This window comes from Pedobacter sp. R-06 (genome assembly GCF_049913135.1).
Taxonomy (GTDB): domain Bacteria; phylum Bacteroidota; class Bacteroidia; order Sphingobacteriales; family Sphingobacteriaceae; genus Pedobacter.
The window spans coordinates 1,601,017-1,620,364 of record NZ_CP183977.1 but is presented as its reverse complement, the minus strand read 5'-3'; the positions used below and the strand labels follow the sequence as shown (position 1 = coordinate 1,620,364).

Annotated in this window: 11 protein-coding genes; all 11 read right to left on the bottom strand. The window is 40.2% G+C overall.

The annotated features are described in order from the left end of the window. Positions 1–26: 26 nt before the first annotated feature. Positions 27–2,324, bottom strand: a complete 2,298-nt coding sequence (locus ACN9MR_RS06785) for a DPP IV N-terminal domain-containing protein (RefSeq protein WP_426328854.1) — start codon at positions 2,322–2,324, stop codon at positions 27–29. 76 nt (positions 2,325–2,400) lie between these two features. Then, entirely contained in the window at positions 2,401–3,849 is a 1,449-nt protein-coding gene (locus ACN9MR_RS06780) for an APC family permease (protein ID WP_426328853.1), read from the bottom strand. A 42-nt stretch (positions 3,850–3,891) separates the two neighbouring features. Then, complete coding sequence (locus ACN9MR_RS06775; protein ID WP_426328852.1) at positions 3,892–5,673, bottom strand: DUF885 family protein; 1,782 nt, start codon at positions 5,671–5,673, stop codon at positions 3,892–3,894. Between the two features lie 87 nt (positions 5,674–5,760). Continuing rightward, a complete protein-coding gene (locus ACN9MR_RS06770; RefSeq protein ID WP_426328851.1) occupies positions 5,761–6,663 on the bottom strand; it encodes an AraC family transcriptional regulator in 903 nt (300 codons plus the stop codon). Between the two features lie 323 nt (positions 6,664–6,986). After that, a complete protein-coding gene (locus tag ACN9MR_RS06765) occupies positions 6,987–8,228 on the bottom strand; it encodes an NAD(P)/FAD-dependent oxidoreductase (RefSeq protein WP_426328850.1) in 1,242 nt (413 codons plus the stop codon). A 39-nt stretch (positions 8,229–8,267) separates the two neighbouring features. Further along, a complete protein-coding gene (locus ACN9MR_RS06760) occupies positions 8,268–9,269 on the bottom strand; it encodes a 4-hydroxyproline epimerase (protein ID WP_426328849.1) in 1,002 nt (333 codons plus the stop codon). Next, the gene (locus ACN9MR_RS06755) at positions 9,262–10,848 is read right to left on the bottom strand and encodes an aldehyde dehydrogenase (NADP(+)) (RefSeq protein WP_426328848.1); all 1,587 of its coding nucleotides are present in this window, start codon (positions 10,846–10,848) and stop codon (positions 9,262–9,264) included. Before ACN9MR_RS06755 ends, ACN9MR_RS06760 begins: the two co-directional genes overlap by 8 nt. 14 nt (positions 10,849–10,862) lie before the next feature. After that, positions 10,863–11,780, bottom strand: coding sequence for a dihydrodipicolinate synthase family protein (locus ACN9MR_RS06750; RefSeq protein ID WP_029276121.1), 918 nt, complete (start codon positions 11,778–11,780; stop codon positions 10,863–10,865). 341 nt (positions 11,781–12,121) lie between these two features. Beyond that, positions 12,122–13,798 carry a M1 family metallopeptidase gene (locus ACN9MR_RS06745; RefSeq protein ID WP_426328847.1) on the bottom strand — a complete coding sequence of 559 codons (1,677 nt, stop codon included), beginning with the start codon at positions 13,796–13,798 and terminating at the stop codon, positions 12,122–12,124. 596 nt (positions 13,799–14,394) lie between these two features. Beyond that, entirely contained in the window at positions 14,395–15,801 is a 1,407-nt protein-coding gene (locus ACN9MR_RS06740; protein WP_426328846.1) for an aminopeptidase P family protein, read from the bottom strand. A gap of 704 nt (positions 15,802–16,505) precedes the next feature. Next, positions 16,506–19,271, bottom strand: coding sequence for a DUF5695 domain-containing protein (locus ACN9MR_RS06735; RefSeq protein ID WP_426328845.1), 2,766 nt, complete (start codon positions 19,269–19,271; stop codon positions 16,506–16,508). Positions 19,272–19,348: the final 77 nt, after the last annotated feature.

The following is a 19,348-nucleotide window of genomic DNA, read 5'->3' as shown; positions in this document are numbered from 1 at the left end:
ATAGCTAATCACCTATCAACCAACGACTATTGAACCAATAAGTTCGGATTTGGTGGTTCGGCGTGCAATAAATGTTTTACAAAGAAATCGCGTTTACGCCTACGTCCGTAAATACCTCCATCACTGTGCCCCATCCCTGGAATGCTTAAAATATCGAAATCTTTATTTGCTTTGATCAATGCATCGGCAAGTCTATAGGTTGATTCTGGTGGCACGTTTTCATCAGCCTCACCAACAATTAAAAACAGATTACCCTGTAATTTTGCTGCATTGGTAATGTTGGATTGTTCTCCATAGTGCGGTCCTACCGGATAACCCATCCATTGTTCGTTCCACCATTGTTTATCGATGCGGTTATCGTGACAACCACAGGCAGAAACCGCAGCCTTATAAAAATCGGGATGAAATAACAGCGCACCAGTTGAGCTTTGCCCCCCTGCCGAAGTGCCATAAATCCCCACTCTTGAAATATCAGCATTTGGATATTTAACGGACATGGCTTTCATCCACAATATCCGGTCAGGGAAACCCGCATCTGCTATGTTTTTCCAGCAAACATCATGAAAAGCTTTAGACCGGTTGGCGGTACCCATTCCATCAATCTGCACTACAATAAAGCCTAATTCGGCAATGCTCTGCATCTCACTGGCTGGTAAGAAACTTTTAGGCACAAAACTATCATGAGGGCCTGCATAAATATTTTCGATCACAGGGTAAGTTTTGTTCGGATCCATTTTTGAAGGGAAGCAAACAATGCCCCAAATGTCGGTTATACCATCTCTACCTTTAGCCACAAACACTTCAGGCAGTTTAACCCCTGTGGCTAAGTAAACATCCGTTTGGCCGTGTTCTATCTCGTTTATTTTTTTGGTGTTCGCAGTTAACCTTAACTCACTAACTGGCGGTACATTTACCTGTGAATAGGTATCGATATAATATTTACGATCGGGAGAAAAGCTGAGGTTATGGTTACCTTTTTCGGGCGTAAGATTTACCAATCCTTTACCGTCGAAACCAATCCGGTAATAATGGATAAAGTAAGGGTCTTCATTGGCATTCATTCCGCAGGCCCTAAACCAAACCTGGCGTTTAACCACATCTACACTATCGATATCCCTAACTACCCAATTGCCATTGGTAATCAGCGTCTGTTTTCCAGTGATGCCATTAACCAGATAAAGGTGTTGCCATCCATCCTGCTCACTGGTCCACAATATTTCATTTGTTTTAGGTAAGTAACGGGTATAAATGCGCCGCTCATAAATGAAGGTTTTTGTTTTTTCGTCGATAATGTTTTTGGTTTTTCCGGTTAAAACATCTACTTCAATTACCCTAAAACGTTGATGGCCGCGATCTACTTTCTCATAGGTATAATATCTGCTGTTGTTATCGCGCCAATGCAATTCTGGTGCACCAAAGAAATCTATAGGATCTGCATCTACTTTAATGGCAGTTTTAGCCGCTACATTAAAAACATAGGGCTGATAAGCAGTAAAATCGTCGCCAGGCTGCGCATACTCTCTTGATTTTAATTCACCACGGGTAGTGCCAGGAACCGAGCTTAATACATAATGTACTTTTTTAGTCTCTTTCGGATCGATTTTATAGGCAACAATATTTTTGCCATCAGGCGACCATGCAAATTCGCCATAAGGTTTATCAGCATTACCATCGGTGCTCAATTGACTTTCTGTTTTTGTTGCAAGATCAAGCAAGAATAAGTTGCCACCACGGATCAGGATTTCGCTTTTACCATCAGGCGATTTTCTGGATTCACGGTTCCGTTGCCAGCGCGATCTGCTTTGCTGCAAAGGTCTTTTGGCATTGTAGCGATAAATTGTAGTGTCTTTGGTGTCCGCCAAACTGTAATCGTTCAAGTTTAATGCATACCATTTATCCTGTATTTTTAGTTTTGCCGTATTACCCTGATCAGCGAAATACAGTTCAGCAAACTGAAGTTTTAATGGATTCTGTTTTTTACCCGTTATCTTTTCTATATTTTCAGCCAGTTTATCGTTGTCAAATGCAGCTTTACGTTTACCTGTTGCAGCATCAACATAATAATATTCCCATGTTCTGTTAGGAAGGTTCTTTTTATACCAAAATGCACTTCCGTCTTTTTTCCAAAAGGGAATAAGATCGTTGTTGGTTGGGATATTCCGTAATGCGGTATCCAGCTTAGTAGATAATTGGTAGGCATTTGCCATTTCAGCAGCACTTGGTGAATAAGGCTGTAAACCCGCTTGTTGTGCCAGCAGCTGAAAGGAAACAAAACTTAATAAGATGAACGCTATTGCTTTTTTAGCGGTTGGGTAAGTGGTCATTACAGATTTTTTATGGTAAATATAAAGCTACGGCTTTTCAGATTTCCTTTAGATTTTGATGAATAACATCATTTTTTTAACCGCTTATATCAACCGCTTCTTTTGCTTTCAAATCCTGGCGGGCAATACTTCCTTTAATCAGATAATAAACCGGTATGCCAATTAACGTGATGATTAATCCAGGCCAGGTAAATTTAGGCTTAAAAATAATCAGCAGTATACAAAATGCCAGTCCCATTATCATATAGATAATCGGCAGCACAGGATAGCCAAAAGCTTTGTAAGGCCGTTCGGCATCAGGTCGTTTTTTACGAAGGATAAAAATTCCGAAAATGGTGAGCATATAAAACATCACCACCACAAACGAGATCATATCCAACAGATCACCATATTTTCCGCTGACACACCATAAACAAGCAAAAATACACTGAATCCATAGACCAAAACCAGGAACTGCATTTTTGTTGAGTGTACCAACTTTTTTAAAGAAAAGTCCGTCTTTGGCCATAGAGTAGTACACCCTGGCACCAGCCATAATTAAACCGTTGTTACAGCCAAAAGTTGAAACCATAATCATTAATGCGATAATAACGGTACCCGCTGTCCCGAAAATATGATTGGCAGCAGAAACCGCCACCCGATCTTTATCAGCATAGGCGATATCATGTAATGAAAGTACCCCGGTATACATCACATTGGTAAGGATATAGAGCACCGTTACGATAATGGTTCCTAAGGCTAAACTCAAGCCAATATTACGTGCCGGGTTTTTAATTTCGCCGGCAATAAAGGTAACGTTGTGCCAGGAGTCGCTACTAAATATCGAGCCTACCATTGCTGCAGCAATGGCTCCGAAAGCCGCCAAAGTGGTATAAGAGCCAATATTTCCATCGGCAGATAGCGGTCCTAAAACCCACATATTTTCCCAGTTGGTTTTCCAGGTTCCTTTATCTAAAAAGAAAAGGCCAAACGCGATAAGGCCAAACAAACTTAACAATTTGGCCACTGTAAAGGTGGTTTGAATCACTTTACCGCCGTTTACCCCCCTATTGTTAATATAGGTGAGTAATACAATTACCCCAATAGCCAATAGCTGTGCTGGCGAAATGGTAAAGAAACCTAAATTGATGGCAACTAAATCTTCACTTAGTGCAGGCACGAGATATGCGGTAAACTTGGCAAATGCCACGCCTACTGCGGCGATAGTCGCTGTTTGGATTACCGTAAAAAAACTCCAGCCATATAAAAAACTGATCAGCGGGTTATATGCTTCTTTTAAGTAAATATACTGTCCGCCCGCTTTTGGGAACATGGCACTTAATTCGCCATAACTCAATGCAGCGGTTAGTGTCATAAAGCCCGTAATTAACCAAACCACTAACAGCCAGCCAGAACTGCCTACATTTCGGGTAATATCGGCACTTACTATAAAAATACCTGAGCCGATCATACTTCCGGCTACAAGCATTGTTGCATCCATCAATTTAAGTGAGGGTTTAAATTGTGTGGTTTCTTTTTCAATCATGTGTTTTGTTGCTTGGTGGTTCAAATGGTTTGGTGAGTTTATTTATTTAAGTCGGCCGTAAAAATGCCATGAGGTAGTGAAATCGCGGGTTAAGGGTTGATTGGTTAAAGTAGCCCTGATCATTTCTACAGGAATTAAGTTCTCTTTAATCACCGCATCGTGAAAAGCTTTGAAGCTCATCTTACCACTATCAACCAGTTCTTTTTTCAGTGCAAAAAGCTGAAGACCGCCAGTAAGGTAGGCTACCTGGTACAAAGGACTATAATCGCCTTTAAAAGATCTTCGTACTTCGCCTTCTGCATTGGCACGTTCGTGCCCTACACGATCGACCAGGAAATCGACACACTGCTGAGGAGTCCATTTACCAAGATGAAAGTTTAGCGAAAAAAGAATCCTGGCACAACGGTGCATCCGCCAGAAAAGCATTCCCATTTTTTCTTCTGGCGTTTTGGCAAAACCTTTATCGTATAGTAAAAGCTCCCAGTATAATGGCCAGCCTTCTACACTAAAAGGGGTTTTAAATGGATCTCGATAGCTTTTATAACGGTTATTGATAAAATATTGATAATGATGACCTGGTAAGAGTTCATGCTGTACCGTTCCTCTTGAAAAATAAGGATTATTACCACGCATACTCATTAACTTATCGTCTTCTTCCATCGAATTTGTTGGATAAGAAATACTAATTTCGCGCCCGCCGGTAAAAAATGGATTTACCAATTGGCGTTCTGCCGACATCATTACCATACCCCAGGTTTCTTCAGCAAGAGCCGGAATATCGATCAGGTCGTTCGCTTTTATAAAGCTTAAGGCATCGTCCTGCAGTTTTACAATCAACTCTGGCTGCTTACCTAAGGGTACGTAGCTATTCTTGATTTTTTCCTGAGCTTTTTTCCAATCTTTACCAAAGCCCATTGCTGCTGATGCTTTTAAAAGTTCTTCGTCGCAAAACTTAAATTCTTTTTCGGCAAGCTGGATCAGTTCTTCTGGTGTATAAGGAATAAGCTCTGCATTTAATTGCCTGATCAGTTCTTCCCTTCCGATGGGATTTCCTTTAATTTCTGGTTTGTTTGATTTTGCCGCAGGTACAGGATCTCCTTTATCGTTAAAAAACTTAGCATAATTGGTCAAAGCGAGATCTAACCTTTCGTAAGGTTTTGGTGCCCACCAGGTAAAACCAGGCTCATAATCCATATAAAATTGATAAAAACCTTTTAAACGGTGTTTTAAACTCGAGGTTATGGCCATTGCCATTTTTAGCTGATCGGCTTTGAGATTTGCTTGCTTAGTGAAATTTTGGCTTAGGGTATCAATCTGCTTCGCGATTTCGTCCATCTGGGCAGCCAGCAAAGAACCATCTTTATAAGTGCCTCTTCTTCTCAGCTTTTCGAGTGCATAAATTGCATCGGCAAAGGTAAAATACTTCGATAGGGCATTGTACTCTGTTTCCTCTTTACTTAAGAGCCAAACAGAAGATTCTATCTGTTTTTTAAGGAGGATATAATCTACTTTGCCATAAATACTAAAGCCTTCAAATTTGGCCGATTTTAACTTGCTTAAATAATCTTTATTGATGTCTTGCAGGCGTTTTCTTTGTTCAGGGCTTTTAAAAGTAGTCATCGGAAAAGAATAAGTACCTCCTGCAGCATAAGGATAATAGAAATCGTTAATGGCATCTACATCCCTTTGGTAGCCTACTATCAGCGTACCCATTTCGCTGGTTTGTTCGTACAAACTTTCGTTTGACGTTTGGGCTAATACAAAAGTACCTGATAACAGGCTTACCATTAAAAAAAGGGCAAAAAACTTCAATTTGTTTTGCATTTGGTTTGGTTAAATTTGGCGAATAGCATTTGCCTCCATTTGAAAAAATGGCTAGCTTTTTTTTTAAAAAAATAAAAGTGTTTTTGTTTAGGCGCCTACATAGCTCACCCTGCTCACATTATTATAAGTATCGATATATGCTCTTGGCGACTGACCAATAATACTTTTAAATACCCGGTTAAAATTGGTAATACTATTAAAACCAGCTTTATAGGCTACACCTGAAATGCAATCGGCTTTTTCTCCAGAAATAAGGCTTTTACAGGCATCGTTAATTCTAACTTCGTTTAAAAAGGATACGAAAGTATGTCCCGTATGTTTCTTAAAATATCTGCAGAAGGCCTGAGGAGTCATAAACGCGGCATTGGCTACATCTTCTAAAGAAATTTGATTATTGTAGTTTTCGGTGATAAAGTTAATGATCTTACTCAACCGCATACCTTCATTTTCGGTCACGTTAGAAGAGTACATATCCGAGCATAAAGATTCTACATTCTCATTCAAATCCTGCAGGCTGTTAACCAATTTCAGAAAGTTAAACAACACATCAACTCCCGATGCCTGGTGAACATTGAACATTTTGGTTACCATGTTTTTAGTAAAAGCAGCAGGAATTTTGAAACCATGTTTGTTTTTAGCTAAAAAACCACTTGCCATCTTCATTTCGGGAAGATTGAACAAAGCAGCTAAAATACCATTAGGATTAAAGTAAATAGAACATGCTTTGATTGTTTTATTGTTATCGGGGGAGAAATACTCGGGGTTGCTTTTAAAAAGATGTGGAAGTTTTGCCCCAATTACAAAAATATCGCCCGGTCGGAAAGCATGCATATCATTCCCTGCGATTAACGTACCTTCTCCTTTTTCTATATAAGTAATCTGCCATTCATCGTGGCGGTGCAGATACTGGTAAAAATATGGAAGTTCAATATGTTCCGATATCACACTCTTGTCATCGGGAACAAGCATGGTAAATGGTAATACTTTCATAATTTTGGTTTGGTTGGTTGAGTTTGATTACGAATTGAATGTATGAATATTAACTCAAATAAACCAATAAAACCTAAATAAGGTTAAAATCCTGCTATAATTTGATAATATATGACGGATTTGATGATGAATTTGGCAGCTTGTAAATCACTACAAATTTAGTTTAACCTACTGTAAAGCAATATCTAAGCCGATTAATTTGAACGAGTAACGTCTGTTATTTTTGGACTAGCAGTCTACTTCGGCGTTTTTTTTGGGGAATTGTGAAGAAACTGAATTAGCTAAGGCAGTCAAGTTTTTAAAAACTTGACTGCCTTAGTATATTATCGAACTACTGCGAATGGCTCCATTTTTAGATCAGTAGCCATGCCTGAAGCAATCTGGCTAACCAATAAACCCGTTGCAGGGCCTAAACTTAACCCCATCATACCGTGGCCGGTAGCGATGATTAGATTTTCTCTTTTTTGGCTTCTGCCAATGTAAGGCAGGCCATCAGGAGAAGACGGACGGAAACCATACCAGATATCTTTTTCTGCCGGGAGTGTGGGTTTTAAATCTGGAAAATATGCTGGAACCGATTCTACAATACCTTTAACCCTTTGCATATTAATGCGGGTATTAATTTTATCTAACTCCATTGTACCGCCGTACCTAATCTGCCCGTTCATTGGTGTTATGGCCACTCTGGCTTCACATAGCAATGCCGGAATAGTTAGCCGTTGCTGAGGTTCTGGCTCCATAAAAGAATAACCTTTACCTGGCATTAAAGATATATTAACATCGGCCATTTTTGCCACAGCAGGCGACCACGAACCAGTTGCCAGAACATACTGATCTGCTTCCCAGGCAGTGTTGCCTGTAAAAACCTTCATAATGCGATTGCCAACAGTTTCAATTTTATCAACCTCTTTATTACGTTCTATTTTAACACCATTGTTTAACAAATATTGAAGCAAAGCATTCATCAACTTTGTTGGATAAAGGTGTGCATCGCAACGATAATGTACTGCGCCTAAAACATCTAATTTTAAATCTGGTTGTAACGCGCGGCACTCGTCGGCTGTTAACACAGCCATATCCAAACCCAGTTCAATTGCCTTTGCAGCTAAATGCGCTTCTTCTTCTCCTGCTTTTTCTGTTTTATAAAATGCCAGAATACCATTGTTCGTTAATTCGAAATCGAAATCAGGCTCTTTTGCCAAACCTTCATATAGTTTTTTGCTCAGTAACGATAAATCGCGTAAAGGCACTGCCGATTGGCTTACGTGTTTTGCCGTGGCATGTTTCATAAATTTCAAGCCCCAGTTAATGAGGCTCCCATTTAAAGATGGGCGAACATAAAAAGGGCTTTTGCTGTCAAACATCCAACGGATACCTTGTTTTATCATACCCGGTGCAGCCAAAGGCACAAAATGGCTTGGCACAATCATCCCCGCATTACCAAAAGAACAGTTGTCGGTAATATCTCCCTTATCTAAAACTATTACTTCGTACCCCCTTTTCTGCAGATAGTACGCTGAAGTTAGGCCTACAATTCCACCACCTATAATTAATACTTTCGACATTCTTTTAATTTATACTGCTGATATTAATTTAAAAACTCCCTAAATCACCTGAAATCCATGTGCATATGGATCATCTTCGGCATCTATTTTAATGGTATTGTAGCCATAAATTTTTGCCCAGCCCTCTACACTTGGTATAATGGCTTTAATTCCGTTCAGGTCTACAACTTCTTCTACTCTTCCAATAAACTTACTACCGATAAAACTTTCGTGAATAAAATCTTCTCCCTGTTTTAGTTTTCCTTTAGCAAACCACTGTGCTAAACGGGCTGAGGTACCTGTTCCACATGGTGACCGATCGATGGCTTTATCGCCATAAAAAACTGCATTCCTGGCGGTTGATGTAGGATCGATTGTTTTTCCGGTCCACAACACATGGCTACAGCCATTTATCGTCGGATCTAAAGGATGTACAAAAGTATATTGCTCATTGATGCGTTTTCTAATGGTCTGACTCCAGGTAATCAGTTGCGAAGCGGTATAGTTTTCCAGTCCCGGAAAATTTTCCTGCGGGTCTACAATGGCATAAAAGTTACCGCCATAAGCTACATCAAAAGTAAGCTCACCTAAATCCGGGCATTCTACTTCTAAATTTTCTGCAGCCAGGTAAGAAGCTACGTTTTTCAGCTTAACCGATTTAACCTTTTTACCTTCCTGCTTGTATTCAATTAATACCAATCCGGCCGGAGCCTCCATCCTGATCACCCCTGGTATTTTGGGCTGAATCAATCCTTCCTCTATGGCAATAGTAATGGTACCGATAGTACCGTGGCCACACATTGGAAGGCAGCCACTGGTTTCGATAAAAAGCACAGCTACATCATTCGCTGGATCGTGAGGCGGATAAAGAATACTGCCCGACATCATATCATGGCCGCGTGGCTCGAACATTAAACCTGTTCTGATCCAATCGAATTCTTTCAAAAAATGCTGACGCTTTTCGCTCATGTTAGAGCCAATAAGCTGAGGGCCGCCGCCTGCAACTAACCTAACCGGATTTCCGCAAGTATGTGCATCTACACAAAAAAAAGTTTTACTCATGAGATTTCGTTAATATCTGGTTAACCGTTCTGAAAATACCTAAAGGATTTCCGTCTTTCAATTCATCCGGCAATAATTCCTGCTCCCAATCCTGATAAGCCAATGGCCTTGCAAAACGGTTGATTGCAGTTGAACCAACTGAAGTAAAACGGCTATCGTTGGTAGCAGGAAATGGTCCGCCATGTTGCATGGCGGCACAAACTTCTACGCCTGTAGGCACACCGTTTAAAATAATCCTTCCGGTTTTATCAGTCAGCTTATTTACCAAAGTTTGATAGTCCTGAAGCTCCTGTTTTTCGGCCATTAGGGTTACGGTAAGCTGTCCTTCCAATACATCAATGGCCTTTTCAAGTTCGGCAATATCCTGAGCAACAACCAACAGCGAATATGGGCCGAAAATTTCTTCACGGAGTTTTGGATTTTTGATAAAATCGGCAGCACTTACCTGAGCAATTTTAGCCTCTGATTGGTTTTGAAGCGCACTATTTTTTACTGTTGATACCGATAAAAGCGCAACGCCACCCTCATTTACTATCTCAGCAGAAAGTTTACCATAATTATTGGCAATACCTTCGGTAAGCATAGTTGCTGATGGAATAGTTGAAATTGCCTCTTTTAATACGGCTTTAAAATTTTCGAGTGCCGGCGATTGAACCGCTAACAATAAACCCGGGTTGGTACAAAACTGACCAGCGCCCAAAGTAATTGATGCAGCATATTTTTTGGCCAGCTCTTCTGCCTGGTTTTCTATGGCCTTGGGAAGAAAGATTACCGGATTAATACTTCCCATTTCGGCAAAAACCGGAATAGGTTGTTCGCGCTGTTGCGCCAGATTAACCAAGGCCATTCCGCCTTTAAACGAACCTGTAAACGTTACTGCTTTAGTTAATGGATGCTGAACCAAGGCGGCTCCAATGGTATAACCATCATCATACAACAAAGAGAAAACACCTTTAGGCATTCCCGTTTTCTCGGCAGCCTTGATAATGGCACCGCCTACCAAAGCACTGGTTCCGTAATGTGCGGGATGTGCTTTAACTACTACCGGGCAACCAGAAGCCAATGCTGATGCCGTATCGCCACCTGCAACAGAAAAAGCAAGTGGAAAGTTACTGGCACCGAAAACCACTACTGGCCCGATTGGGATCAGCATTCGTCTGATATCAGGCCGTGGTAAAGGCTGTCTTTCAGGCAGTGCAGTATCGATGATTGCGTCCACCCAAGAGCCTTCGGCAACCAGATTGGCAAACAACCTTAACTGGCCTGTGGTTCTGCCCAGTTCGCCCTGTAAACGAGCTAAAGGCAAACCGCTTTCTGCCGATGCCCTGTTTACCAGCTCTTCGCCAAGATTGGCGATTTCATCGGCAATGGCATTTAAAAAAGCGGCTTTAAAATCTTTGTTTAGGTTTCTATAGCTTTGGAAAGCCGATGTTGCCGATGTTAAGGCATCGTTAACAAGACTATCGTTCGCTTTAAAAAATTCACCGTCAAGCGTTAATCCCGTTGCGGGATTAACAGCTTTAAGGCTTCTTTCATTAACTTCTATATAGGTGCTGGCTACAATATTTTTTCCGTTCATATTTGGTTTTTAAACTATTTTCCCCAACTACCCGCAGGTAGTTCCGGACGAACAGCTAATGCATCGTTAATAATTTTCAATACTTTCTCTCTCTCTGCGCCACTTATTGGTAAACGAGGTGCGCGAACCGCTTCTGTTCCTAATCCGGTTGCTACTTCAGCCAGTTTAATGTACTGTACCAATTTTGCATGAATATCTAACTCAAGTACAGGTAAAAACCAACGGTAAATGGTTAACGCTTCAGCTATGCGGTTTTCTTTAATCAATCTGAAAATAGCCACTGTTTCTCTCGGGAAAGCATCTACTAAACCAGCAACCCATCCATGGGCACCCATCACAATGCTTTCCATCGCCAATGGATCTACTCCAGTAAAGATTTTGAAGCGGTCGCCAAAGCGGTTGATTAATCGGGTTACGTTCGATACATCTCTAGTTGATTCTTTGATTGCCTGAATGTTATCGTATTTAGTCAAAACCTCGAACATATCTAACGTTACTTCGATTTTATAATCAACAGGATTGTTATAAATCATGATCGGTAGGCTTGTGCTTTCTGCAATGGCACCAAAAAAGGCCAAAGTTTCGTCTGGAGCAGCATTATAACGCATTGGTGGCAATAACATTAAACCTTGTGCGCCAAGCGATTCTGCTTTTTTAGCTACTTCGATTGCTTTTTTTGTAGTCGACTCTGCAATGTTCAATAAAACCGGTACACGGCCATTTACCACAGTTAAGGTATGCGATAACAGACCGAACTTTTCTTCATCGGTTAGTACACTGGCTTCGCCAAGCGATCCACCTAAAATAATCCCTTCAGCACCTGCTTCTAATTGCGCTTCGATATTTAAATCGAAAGCCGGAAAATCTAACTCATCGTTTGCTGTAAATTTTGTAGTTACAGCAGGGAAAACCCCAGTCCATTTGATACTCATTGTAATGTTATGTTTTTTAATAATTATGATTCAAAAAAATTAATCTGGCCCGTTTAATCCAAAAGCCGGGTAATTGGCAAATCATCATTTAATTAAATTATCAGCGATAAATGCTATTAAACGATATTCAAAGTTAGGCGATTGCTAAACAGTAATATTGTTGGATTTTAACCGATATTGGCTATAAATACGCCATTTGAATCAGACAGAATTGATTTGAAAAAGCTGAAACGCTTGTAGGAGAAATGAGATATAACGAAAAAGGTATCCTTACGAAAAGGAATACCTTTAATAAAATCCGTCGGATGGACACCCACCCGCTCTGCCTATTTCAAAATGAATTATTTTGTGTTTTTCGCCTGTAGGTAATACATAAATTCGATGGCCGATTTTGCAAAAAGCGCATCCTGACCTTTAGCCAATGTAACCTGTTGCCAGTTTTGCGAAGGAATAATTTTAAGCGTTTTAATACCTTCTTTTTTCAGACTTAAAGGCAGATTGAAACCTTTAACACAATTGCTGTAACGGTAGAAAGCTTTACCACCTTCCAGGTAATATTCGAATGCAGGAACTTGTACCGTACGCAGGTACTGATCAAAAACTTTTGAAAAATCATAGCCTGCTCTCTTAGAAATATAATTTTCGATCTGCGCAGTTGTTACCGTTTTATGATAAAAGGTTTGGTTGAGTCCCCGCAATATCGACCTAAAAAGTTCGTCGTTATTTAAACTATGCCTGATGGCGTGTAACATGTTCCCTCCTTTTGGATACATATCGCCACTACCCTGTGCATTTACACCATAAGGGGGAATAATAGGGCTATCATTCCGGATGCCTTTTCTAATTCCAAAATTATACTCATTACCTGCTTTATTGCCAAATATGTAATCTACAAAAAGAGTCTCGCTATAATTGGTAAATCCTTCGTGCACCCACATATCGGCCAGATCGTTGGTGGTAATATTATTGCCGAACCATTCGTGTCCGCTTTCGTGGATAATGATAAAATCCCATTTTAAACCCCAACCATCGCCCGACATATCTCTCCCTCTATAGCCAAACTTATAACCATTACCATAAGACACTGCCGATTGGTGCTCCATTCCGGTGTGCGAAGCATCGATAAGTTGATAACCATCTTCGTAAAAGGGATAAGGACCAAACCAATGTTCAAGGCTTTTCATCATTTTATGCACCTGATCGGGCATATAGGTTTTCGCTTTTGGATAATTGTAATCAAGTACCCAATAATTTACATCTAATGCACCTTTTTCACCTGCATATTTCTCCTTAAAATTTACGTACTTTCCAATGTATGGGATGATGCAATAATTGCTAATCGGGTTTTTAACATTGTATTGGTAAGTCACAGTACCATCGCGGTTATCTTTTTTGAATACCAGTCGTCCATTCCCTATCGCTACCAAGGTATCAGGAACCGTCATTGTTAAAGAAGCGCCCAGATTGGGTTCGTCGCTTTGATGATCTTTATTTGGATACCAAACTGAAGCGCCTAAGCCCTGGCAGGCAACCGTCATCCATGGGCGCGAAAGCGAATCGGTGGTGAAGATAAAACCACCATCCCAAGGCGCTCTTTTGGCCTGGTGAACCTTACCATGGTAAAAAATATGCACGTTATTCAGTGCTGATAATTTTTGTGCCGGAACATGCACATACCAAACACTGCCCACATGTTCGAATTCCACTTTTGAACTTCCGTTGTACAGCACACTATCAATAATTAATGGTTCCTGTAGATCGATCTGCATGCGGGTATTACCATTATTATGCTGCACAACTTTGTATACGATTTTGTTCGAGCCCGTTATACTTTTGTCATTATAATCGGGTTTAACAGAAAGTTCATAACGCTGCACATCCCACCAGGTACGTTCGGCATTTAGGCTTCCCCTCAAGGTATCGGCCAGCGTGTAAACCTTTTTGGGTGACTGTGCAAAAAGTATTGTACTGAACAATACTAAGATCATTGTTAAGGTTGTAAGTGTTAATTTTCTCATCTTTTGCTGGTTATCATGTTGCGATCGTATATTATTCATTTGAAAAGCAATTACAGTACTTATCGGTTAGTTCAGTCCTGCTATCTCTCCTGCTCCGATAAAGGATCGGGAGCATCCGTTCCATCAGGTTTATTTAATCCTGGTCTCTGTAAACACCAGTTTCCTGTTCTGTGCTTCAGTCCTCAGTTTTTAGCCCTGACAGAAGCGGGCATCCCGATTTTTCTCGGGATAAAGCGGATGGCAGGACTATCCTTAAAAAAATCGAAAAGCCCTGCGCTCCAAAACAAAAAACAACAGTTATTTTAAAAGATCTACGTTAAATTTTCTTTAATGGCTCTTTATTAATTGTTATGTTGTTATTATAGCTAAATATTAATTTGAAAAGCAGTTTCAGTTTTTCATCGGTTATGGCAGCCCTGCTATCCCTCCTGCTCCGATAAAGGATCGGGAGCATCCGTTCTATCAGGTTTATTTAACCTTGGTTCTGTACTTCGAACCCAAGTTTTTAACCCTCGTAGAAATGAACATCCTTAAAAAAATCGAAAGGTCCTGCGCTCCAAAATAAAAAGATTTGTTAATCCCAATAAGCACCTTTGCTAATAAGCCCCACTTCTAATCGATTCGATTTCATCGGTGGTTAAAGCCAAATGTTTACCCAGCATCCTGCTTCCGTTTTCGGTAACCAGAAAATCGTCTTCAACCCTGATACCGCTAAAGTTTCTGAACTGTTCCAATTTATCATAGTTAATGAATTCGGTAAATTGGTTAGCGGCTTTCCAACGGTCTATAAGTTCGGGAATAATATAAACACCTGGCTCTACCGTTAACACATATCCTGCTTCGAGTGCTTTGCCCAACCTCAACGATTTCAATCCGAACTGAGTGGTATTTTTAGTCAGTTCATCAGTATAACCTACATATTGCTCGCCTAAATCCTCCATATCGTGTACATCTAAACCCATCATATGTCCTGTTCCACATTGAAAGAACATCGCATGTGCACCGGACTGCACCGCATCGTCGATATTACCTTTCATCAGGCCTATGTCTTTTAAACCCTGTGCCAGCATTTTACACGAAGCCAAATGCACATCTAAATATCTTACACCCGGCGCCAACATATTTTTGCCATGCGTGTAAGCATTCAATACAATATCATACACATCTTTTTGCTCGGCACTAAACTTTTTGCCTACCGGAAAAGTACGCGTAAGATCGCCTGCATAACCTAAGGCTGTTTCTACACCAGAATCGTTCAAAACCAGTTGACCTTCCTGCAGCTGATTACCGTGGTAATGGTTGTGCAAAATTTCGCCACGAACAGTCAAAATAACCGGATAGGCCAGATTACCGCCCGAAGCCAATGCAGCACCTTGAATTTTTGCGGCAAGTTCGCGTTCGTACATACCAGGTTTTGCCTGTTGCATCACCATTAAATGAATATCGGCCGATACTGCTGCTGCACGGTCTAATTCTTTAATTTCTTCGACAGATTTAATCGATCGTTGCGCCACAACGGCTTTAATAAAACTAAGAGATGCTTTTTCTTTAAGCTGATCGACAGGCAAATCAAGCCAGCGGGCCAATTTAATCTTATTCTCTGAACGGTAAGGCGGTAAAAAATGAACATGACGCTTTTTGTCCTGGTATTGCTCAAGATAAGTATCCAGCTGTGCTAAAGGCAGAACCTTGGTCAAGCCGGCATCCACACTTTTTTCTTCAAGTGTTTTCTGTCTGCCCATCCACACGATATCATCAATGCCCATTTCATCACCGAAAAGGATTACCTGATCTTCATCAAGGTCGATAATGGCGCCCAATGCGGGCTCACTTATCCCAAAATAGTATAAAAAGGTACTATCCTGCCTGAAATGGTAGGTATTGTCCTTATAATTCATCGGACTTTCTTCATTACCCAAAAAGAGTAATATTCCCGAATTTATCTTTGATTTTAATGTTGCTCTTCGTTGGAGGTAGACTTTCTTTTCAAACATATTTTTCATGTGTTAAGCAAATATCCAAAAAGCCATATTCATTACATCAGAATTAAAATGAATGGATAAAATATGGTTTATATCTGCAAATTATAAGCTATGGTTATGGCACAAAAATCACAATAAATTTCAGGTTAGCGAAAATAAGGGTAAAATATGCATACTGTTAGGGTGATTAAAAAATCAAAGCATGTTATTAACAGGAAAGATGCTGATCCCGAACATTCGGGACAGTATGACGATCGTATTAGGAATATGTGCTAAACACAAATACAGGCTAATGTAAATGCATCCACATGAAAAGTCCATGCGGGGATGACGTTCGTTGGGGTTAAAAATAAAAGCATATTTTATGCGCGATAAACAGCTTTTCTCACATCATCCTCGTTACAAACGAGGATGATCTAAGCAATTAAATGGACTATATTATGACTAAATTATATAATTTTCTGAAATACAAAATATTGAGATCATTAATATGAAGTAATTATATAGCTATAAACAGCGCAAAATAAATGGTTTTCAATCTATAAAACTTACCTATTAAGTTAAATATTTAACTTTAATAAGCTAGAATACAATCAATATGAATACCTTATATCAATTTACAATATTGATATAAGATACATATAATTGATTATCAATGTCATTTCACAATAAAAAAGCCCTGCAAATTTTGGTTTACGGGGCTAATACAGTAGAAAAAATTGATATTATCTTTGAAGAATGATTTCAGTTGTATGTTCTTTTGCAAGTGGAAACTCGTATCCTCCCCTATTCCTGGCGCCACTGCTTTTTACAGTATAAGCACCAAAGCCATTAATTTTTGCAGGTTGCGATAACCTCAACACGGCATTGGGTGTATATTCATTTGCTTTGCTCAGTTTTAGGCGAATTTCACCATTTACAGTATTATAATTTACCTCATCAATGGTTCCGGCATCAAGGCTAATCCAAAGCCCCGCAGGTGCAATGTAAACCGATGATTTTGCTGCTGTAGTTAATTTAACATTGATGCTATTGCCTGTTTTGTTCAGATTGCCTCCGAAAGCTAACCAACCAAATTCAGGATGTTGTAAGATATATGACGAAGTATTAACCGCATAGCCAAAAAAACCAGATCCATAATCGCCCGTAATGCCGTCATTTTTTAAGGTTGATGGATAAGCATGAAATGCTGCAGGCGCAAAACCCTCTTGAGTGATATTGGAAATCGAACCCAATAAGCCACCGTAACCGGCACGTAAAAGATAAAAGTCGCCTGGATTTTTACGGTAATCCATTAATACGGGAATGGCATTGAGTGCTGAACCGTAATGATGGATCATCCGTTCGATGCGCGAAAGTTTACCTCCATAAAGAAAATCCCAGTACCGACGGGCATTACCATTGTATGCCCAATGCGGCACTACAGGCATATAGGCTAATATGGCATCAAGTGTTACATTTGCTTTATCCTGGTAGCCAAAATAGCTCGACCATACATAAACTTCTTCTTGACCTGTAGAGTCCCAGGGCATTTCACTTCCAAAGGGATATTGTAACGAACGCCAGTGGTTGGCCCGCTTCTTCATTTCATTTTCTAACCTGGCTGCTTCTTCTGTTAGTCCTTCGTTTTTAAGATCATTAAGGATGAGATAGAAAACTGTGCCTTCCATTTGACCGAACTGTGCGTAATAAGGGGCAATATTAACCATAGCCATGCCTGTTTCAGCGGCGTTGATAAGGTGTTGTTTCCAGCTCTGTTCCTCCACCAGGCCACTATAATTACGCGCCAACCGATACATCACCCAATGGGCTGCTGCAACATGCGGATAGTTATACGACCGGCCCAGGTTATCAGCTTCTTTTTTGGGCCATGCAGACCATGTTTTAAAATTTATATTTGCAGCATAAGTATCTTTAGGGAGCGAATCTGGTGCATAGTAGAACAAACTCTTTTTTACCCCATATTTCTGAGGACCGTTTTTAAGCTGTATCCGCCCAAACATTACACTATCTACAAATTGTTTCAGTTTATCAACTTCTTCTTTTTTAGGTCGTACCAATTGCTTCATTATTGCCCCTAACCACGAACCTGCACCGCCTTCATCGCTTAAACCTGCAATCCATGCCCTATTGTCTTGCGTTACCTGCTGTTGCTTTTCATTATCGTACGTAATAGCTGAAGGACTTCTTTTAAAGATAGGGTCGGCCTGGTTAAACCATTGCTTGGTTGTTAAAAAATTGCCATAACTAGCAATCACATCACTTTCGGCTTCAATTACCTTATAATTTATACTTTGCTCCAAGCCATCTTCGTAGGTAATAGACAATCTTGCTCTCCCCCAGGTATTTCCCTTTACGGAATAACTTTTCCAACCATTTTTGGTTGAACCTAGTGCACTTACTTTTAGGGCGTTTTCGGGTTGAACCTGAATAGCTTTAATCTTTTTAGGGTAGCTGATAAACAATTTCCCTTCCACATCTCTAGGCAATACATAACCTGGAACTGATATCGCTACTGGTCGTTTATTTTCGATCAGTTTGCTTTCGATATCTTTTGCAGCTCCCGAAAGGATAAACTGAAGGGCATAACTTCTGGTTTCACCAGGTTTTAAAATGGTTGAAGTTGGAGTGTTCCACTGCTCAGCATTTTTCCATTCATTTTCGGCATAGGCTTTACTGTAAACCATCCACTCATAAAAACCTTCAAAAGCTATCCCTCTTGGTGTCCGGTCATCATTAAGCGGGTTGTAAGCCTCAAATGGTGTATACCCTAGTGGCGTAACGAGCAAAGAAGGGGCATGGCCACTTAACCGGGTAACTTGCAGATAACCGGCATCTTTTCCGATGTATGGATCGTAAAAAACATTTTTCGCATGGGTTTGCTCCAATGTTCTGCCTTCGAGAATGTTATCAAAAATCATCGGAATACCTAGCGCACCGATTTCTACGTTTTTATTGCTCTTGTTTTTCAGTTCGAAGCGGAGCACAAGCTTTCCGTTAAGCATTTCCCAGATCCGTTTAACCTGCAACGGGATATCGGCCGGAAGTGTTGCAGCAAGATCGGCAGCAGCGAGTACATTTTTACCCATAGCAATGTTTTTCACAGGGCTTCGTTTTGCCGCTGTGCTGTAGCTTTCCCAGGCTTCTTCACCAATGTAGCGTAACTTTAAGTTGATATCGCCCAAATGATATAAACCATCTGAACTGCGCACTTTTAAACTATCGCTCGGTGCAAAATCGAAATCTTTAACCATTTTAGGCTGTAGGCCTGCCACTGTTTGTGATGACTTAACAAGTTTTAGATTAAATGCTCCGGCATTGTAAGTCGAAAATCCATTTTCCAGCCCTAACGTAGATGGCTTTTTGCCTAAAGCAATCCAAGGCGATTGGGCCAGAACTACCTCAATATTTAGAAAAGATAAAATACAGCAAAATATTGCTTTAAAAGTTATTATGGATAAGGTGTTCTTCTTTTTTAGTTCAATAATCATGATGACAAAGGAAATTTAGGAATGTGGTTAAACCAAAATTAAAATTTAAAAGATAAAGCAGGCATTGAACTTAAAAA

Excerpts from the sequence above, each read along its gene's own strand:
- ACN9MR_RS06740 (WP_426328846.1), bottom strand. The coding sequence starts at position 15,801 with ATGAAAAATATGTTTGAAAAGAAAGTCTACCTCCAACGAAGAGCAACA.
- ACN9MR_RS06765 (WP_426328850.1), bottom strand. The coding sequence starts at position 8,228 with ATGTCGAAAGTATTAATTATAGGTGGTGGAATTGTAGGCCTAACTTCA.
- ACN9MR_RS06755 (WP_426328848.1), bottom strand. The coding sequence starts at position 10,848 with ATGAACGGAAAAAATATTGTAGCCAGCACCTATATAGAAGTTAATGAA.
- ACN9MR_RS06775 (WP_426328852.1), bottom strand. The coding sequence starts at position 5,673 with ATGCAAAACAAATTGAAGTTTTTTGCCCTTTTTTTAATGGTAAGCCTG.
- ACN9MR_RS06760 (WP_426328849.1), bottom strand. The coding sequence starts at position 9,269 with ATGAGTAAAACTTTTTTTTGTGTAGATGCACATACTTGCGGAAATCCG.
- ACN9MR_RS06785 (WP_426328854.1), bottom strand. The coding sequence starts at position 2,324 with ATGACCACTTACCCAACCGCTAAAAAAGCAATAGCGTTCATCTTATTA.
- ACN9MR_RS06780 (WP_426328853.1), bottom strand. The coding sequence starts at position 3,849 with ATGATTGAAAAAGAAACCACACAATTTAAACCCTCACTTAAATTGATG.
- ACN9MR_RS06745 (WP_426328847.1), bottom strand. The coding sequence starts at position 13,798 with ATGAGAAAATTAACACTTACAACCTTAACAATGATCTTAGTATTGTTC.
- ACN9MR_RS06735 (WP_426328845.1), bottom strand. The coding sequence starts at position 19,271 with ATGATTATTGAACTAAAAAAGAAGAACACCTTATCCATAATAACTTTT.
- ACN9MR_RS06750 (WP_029276121.1), bottom strand. The coding sequence starts at position 11,780 with ATGAGTATCAAATGGACTGGGGTTTTCCCTGCTGTAACTACAAAATTT.
- ACN9MR_RS06770 (WP_426328851.1), bottom strand. The coding sequence starts at position 6,663 with ATGAAAGTATTACCATTTACCATGCTTGTTCCCGATGACAAGAGTGTG.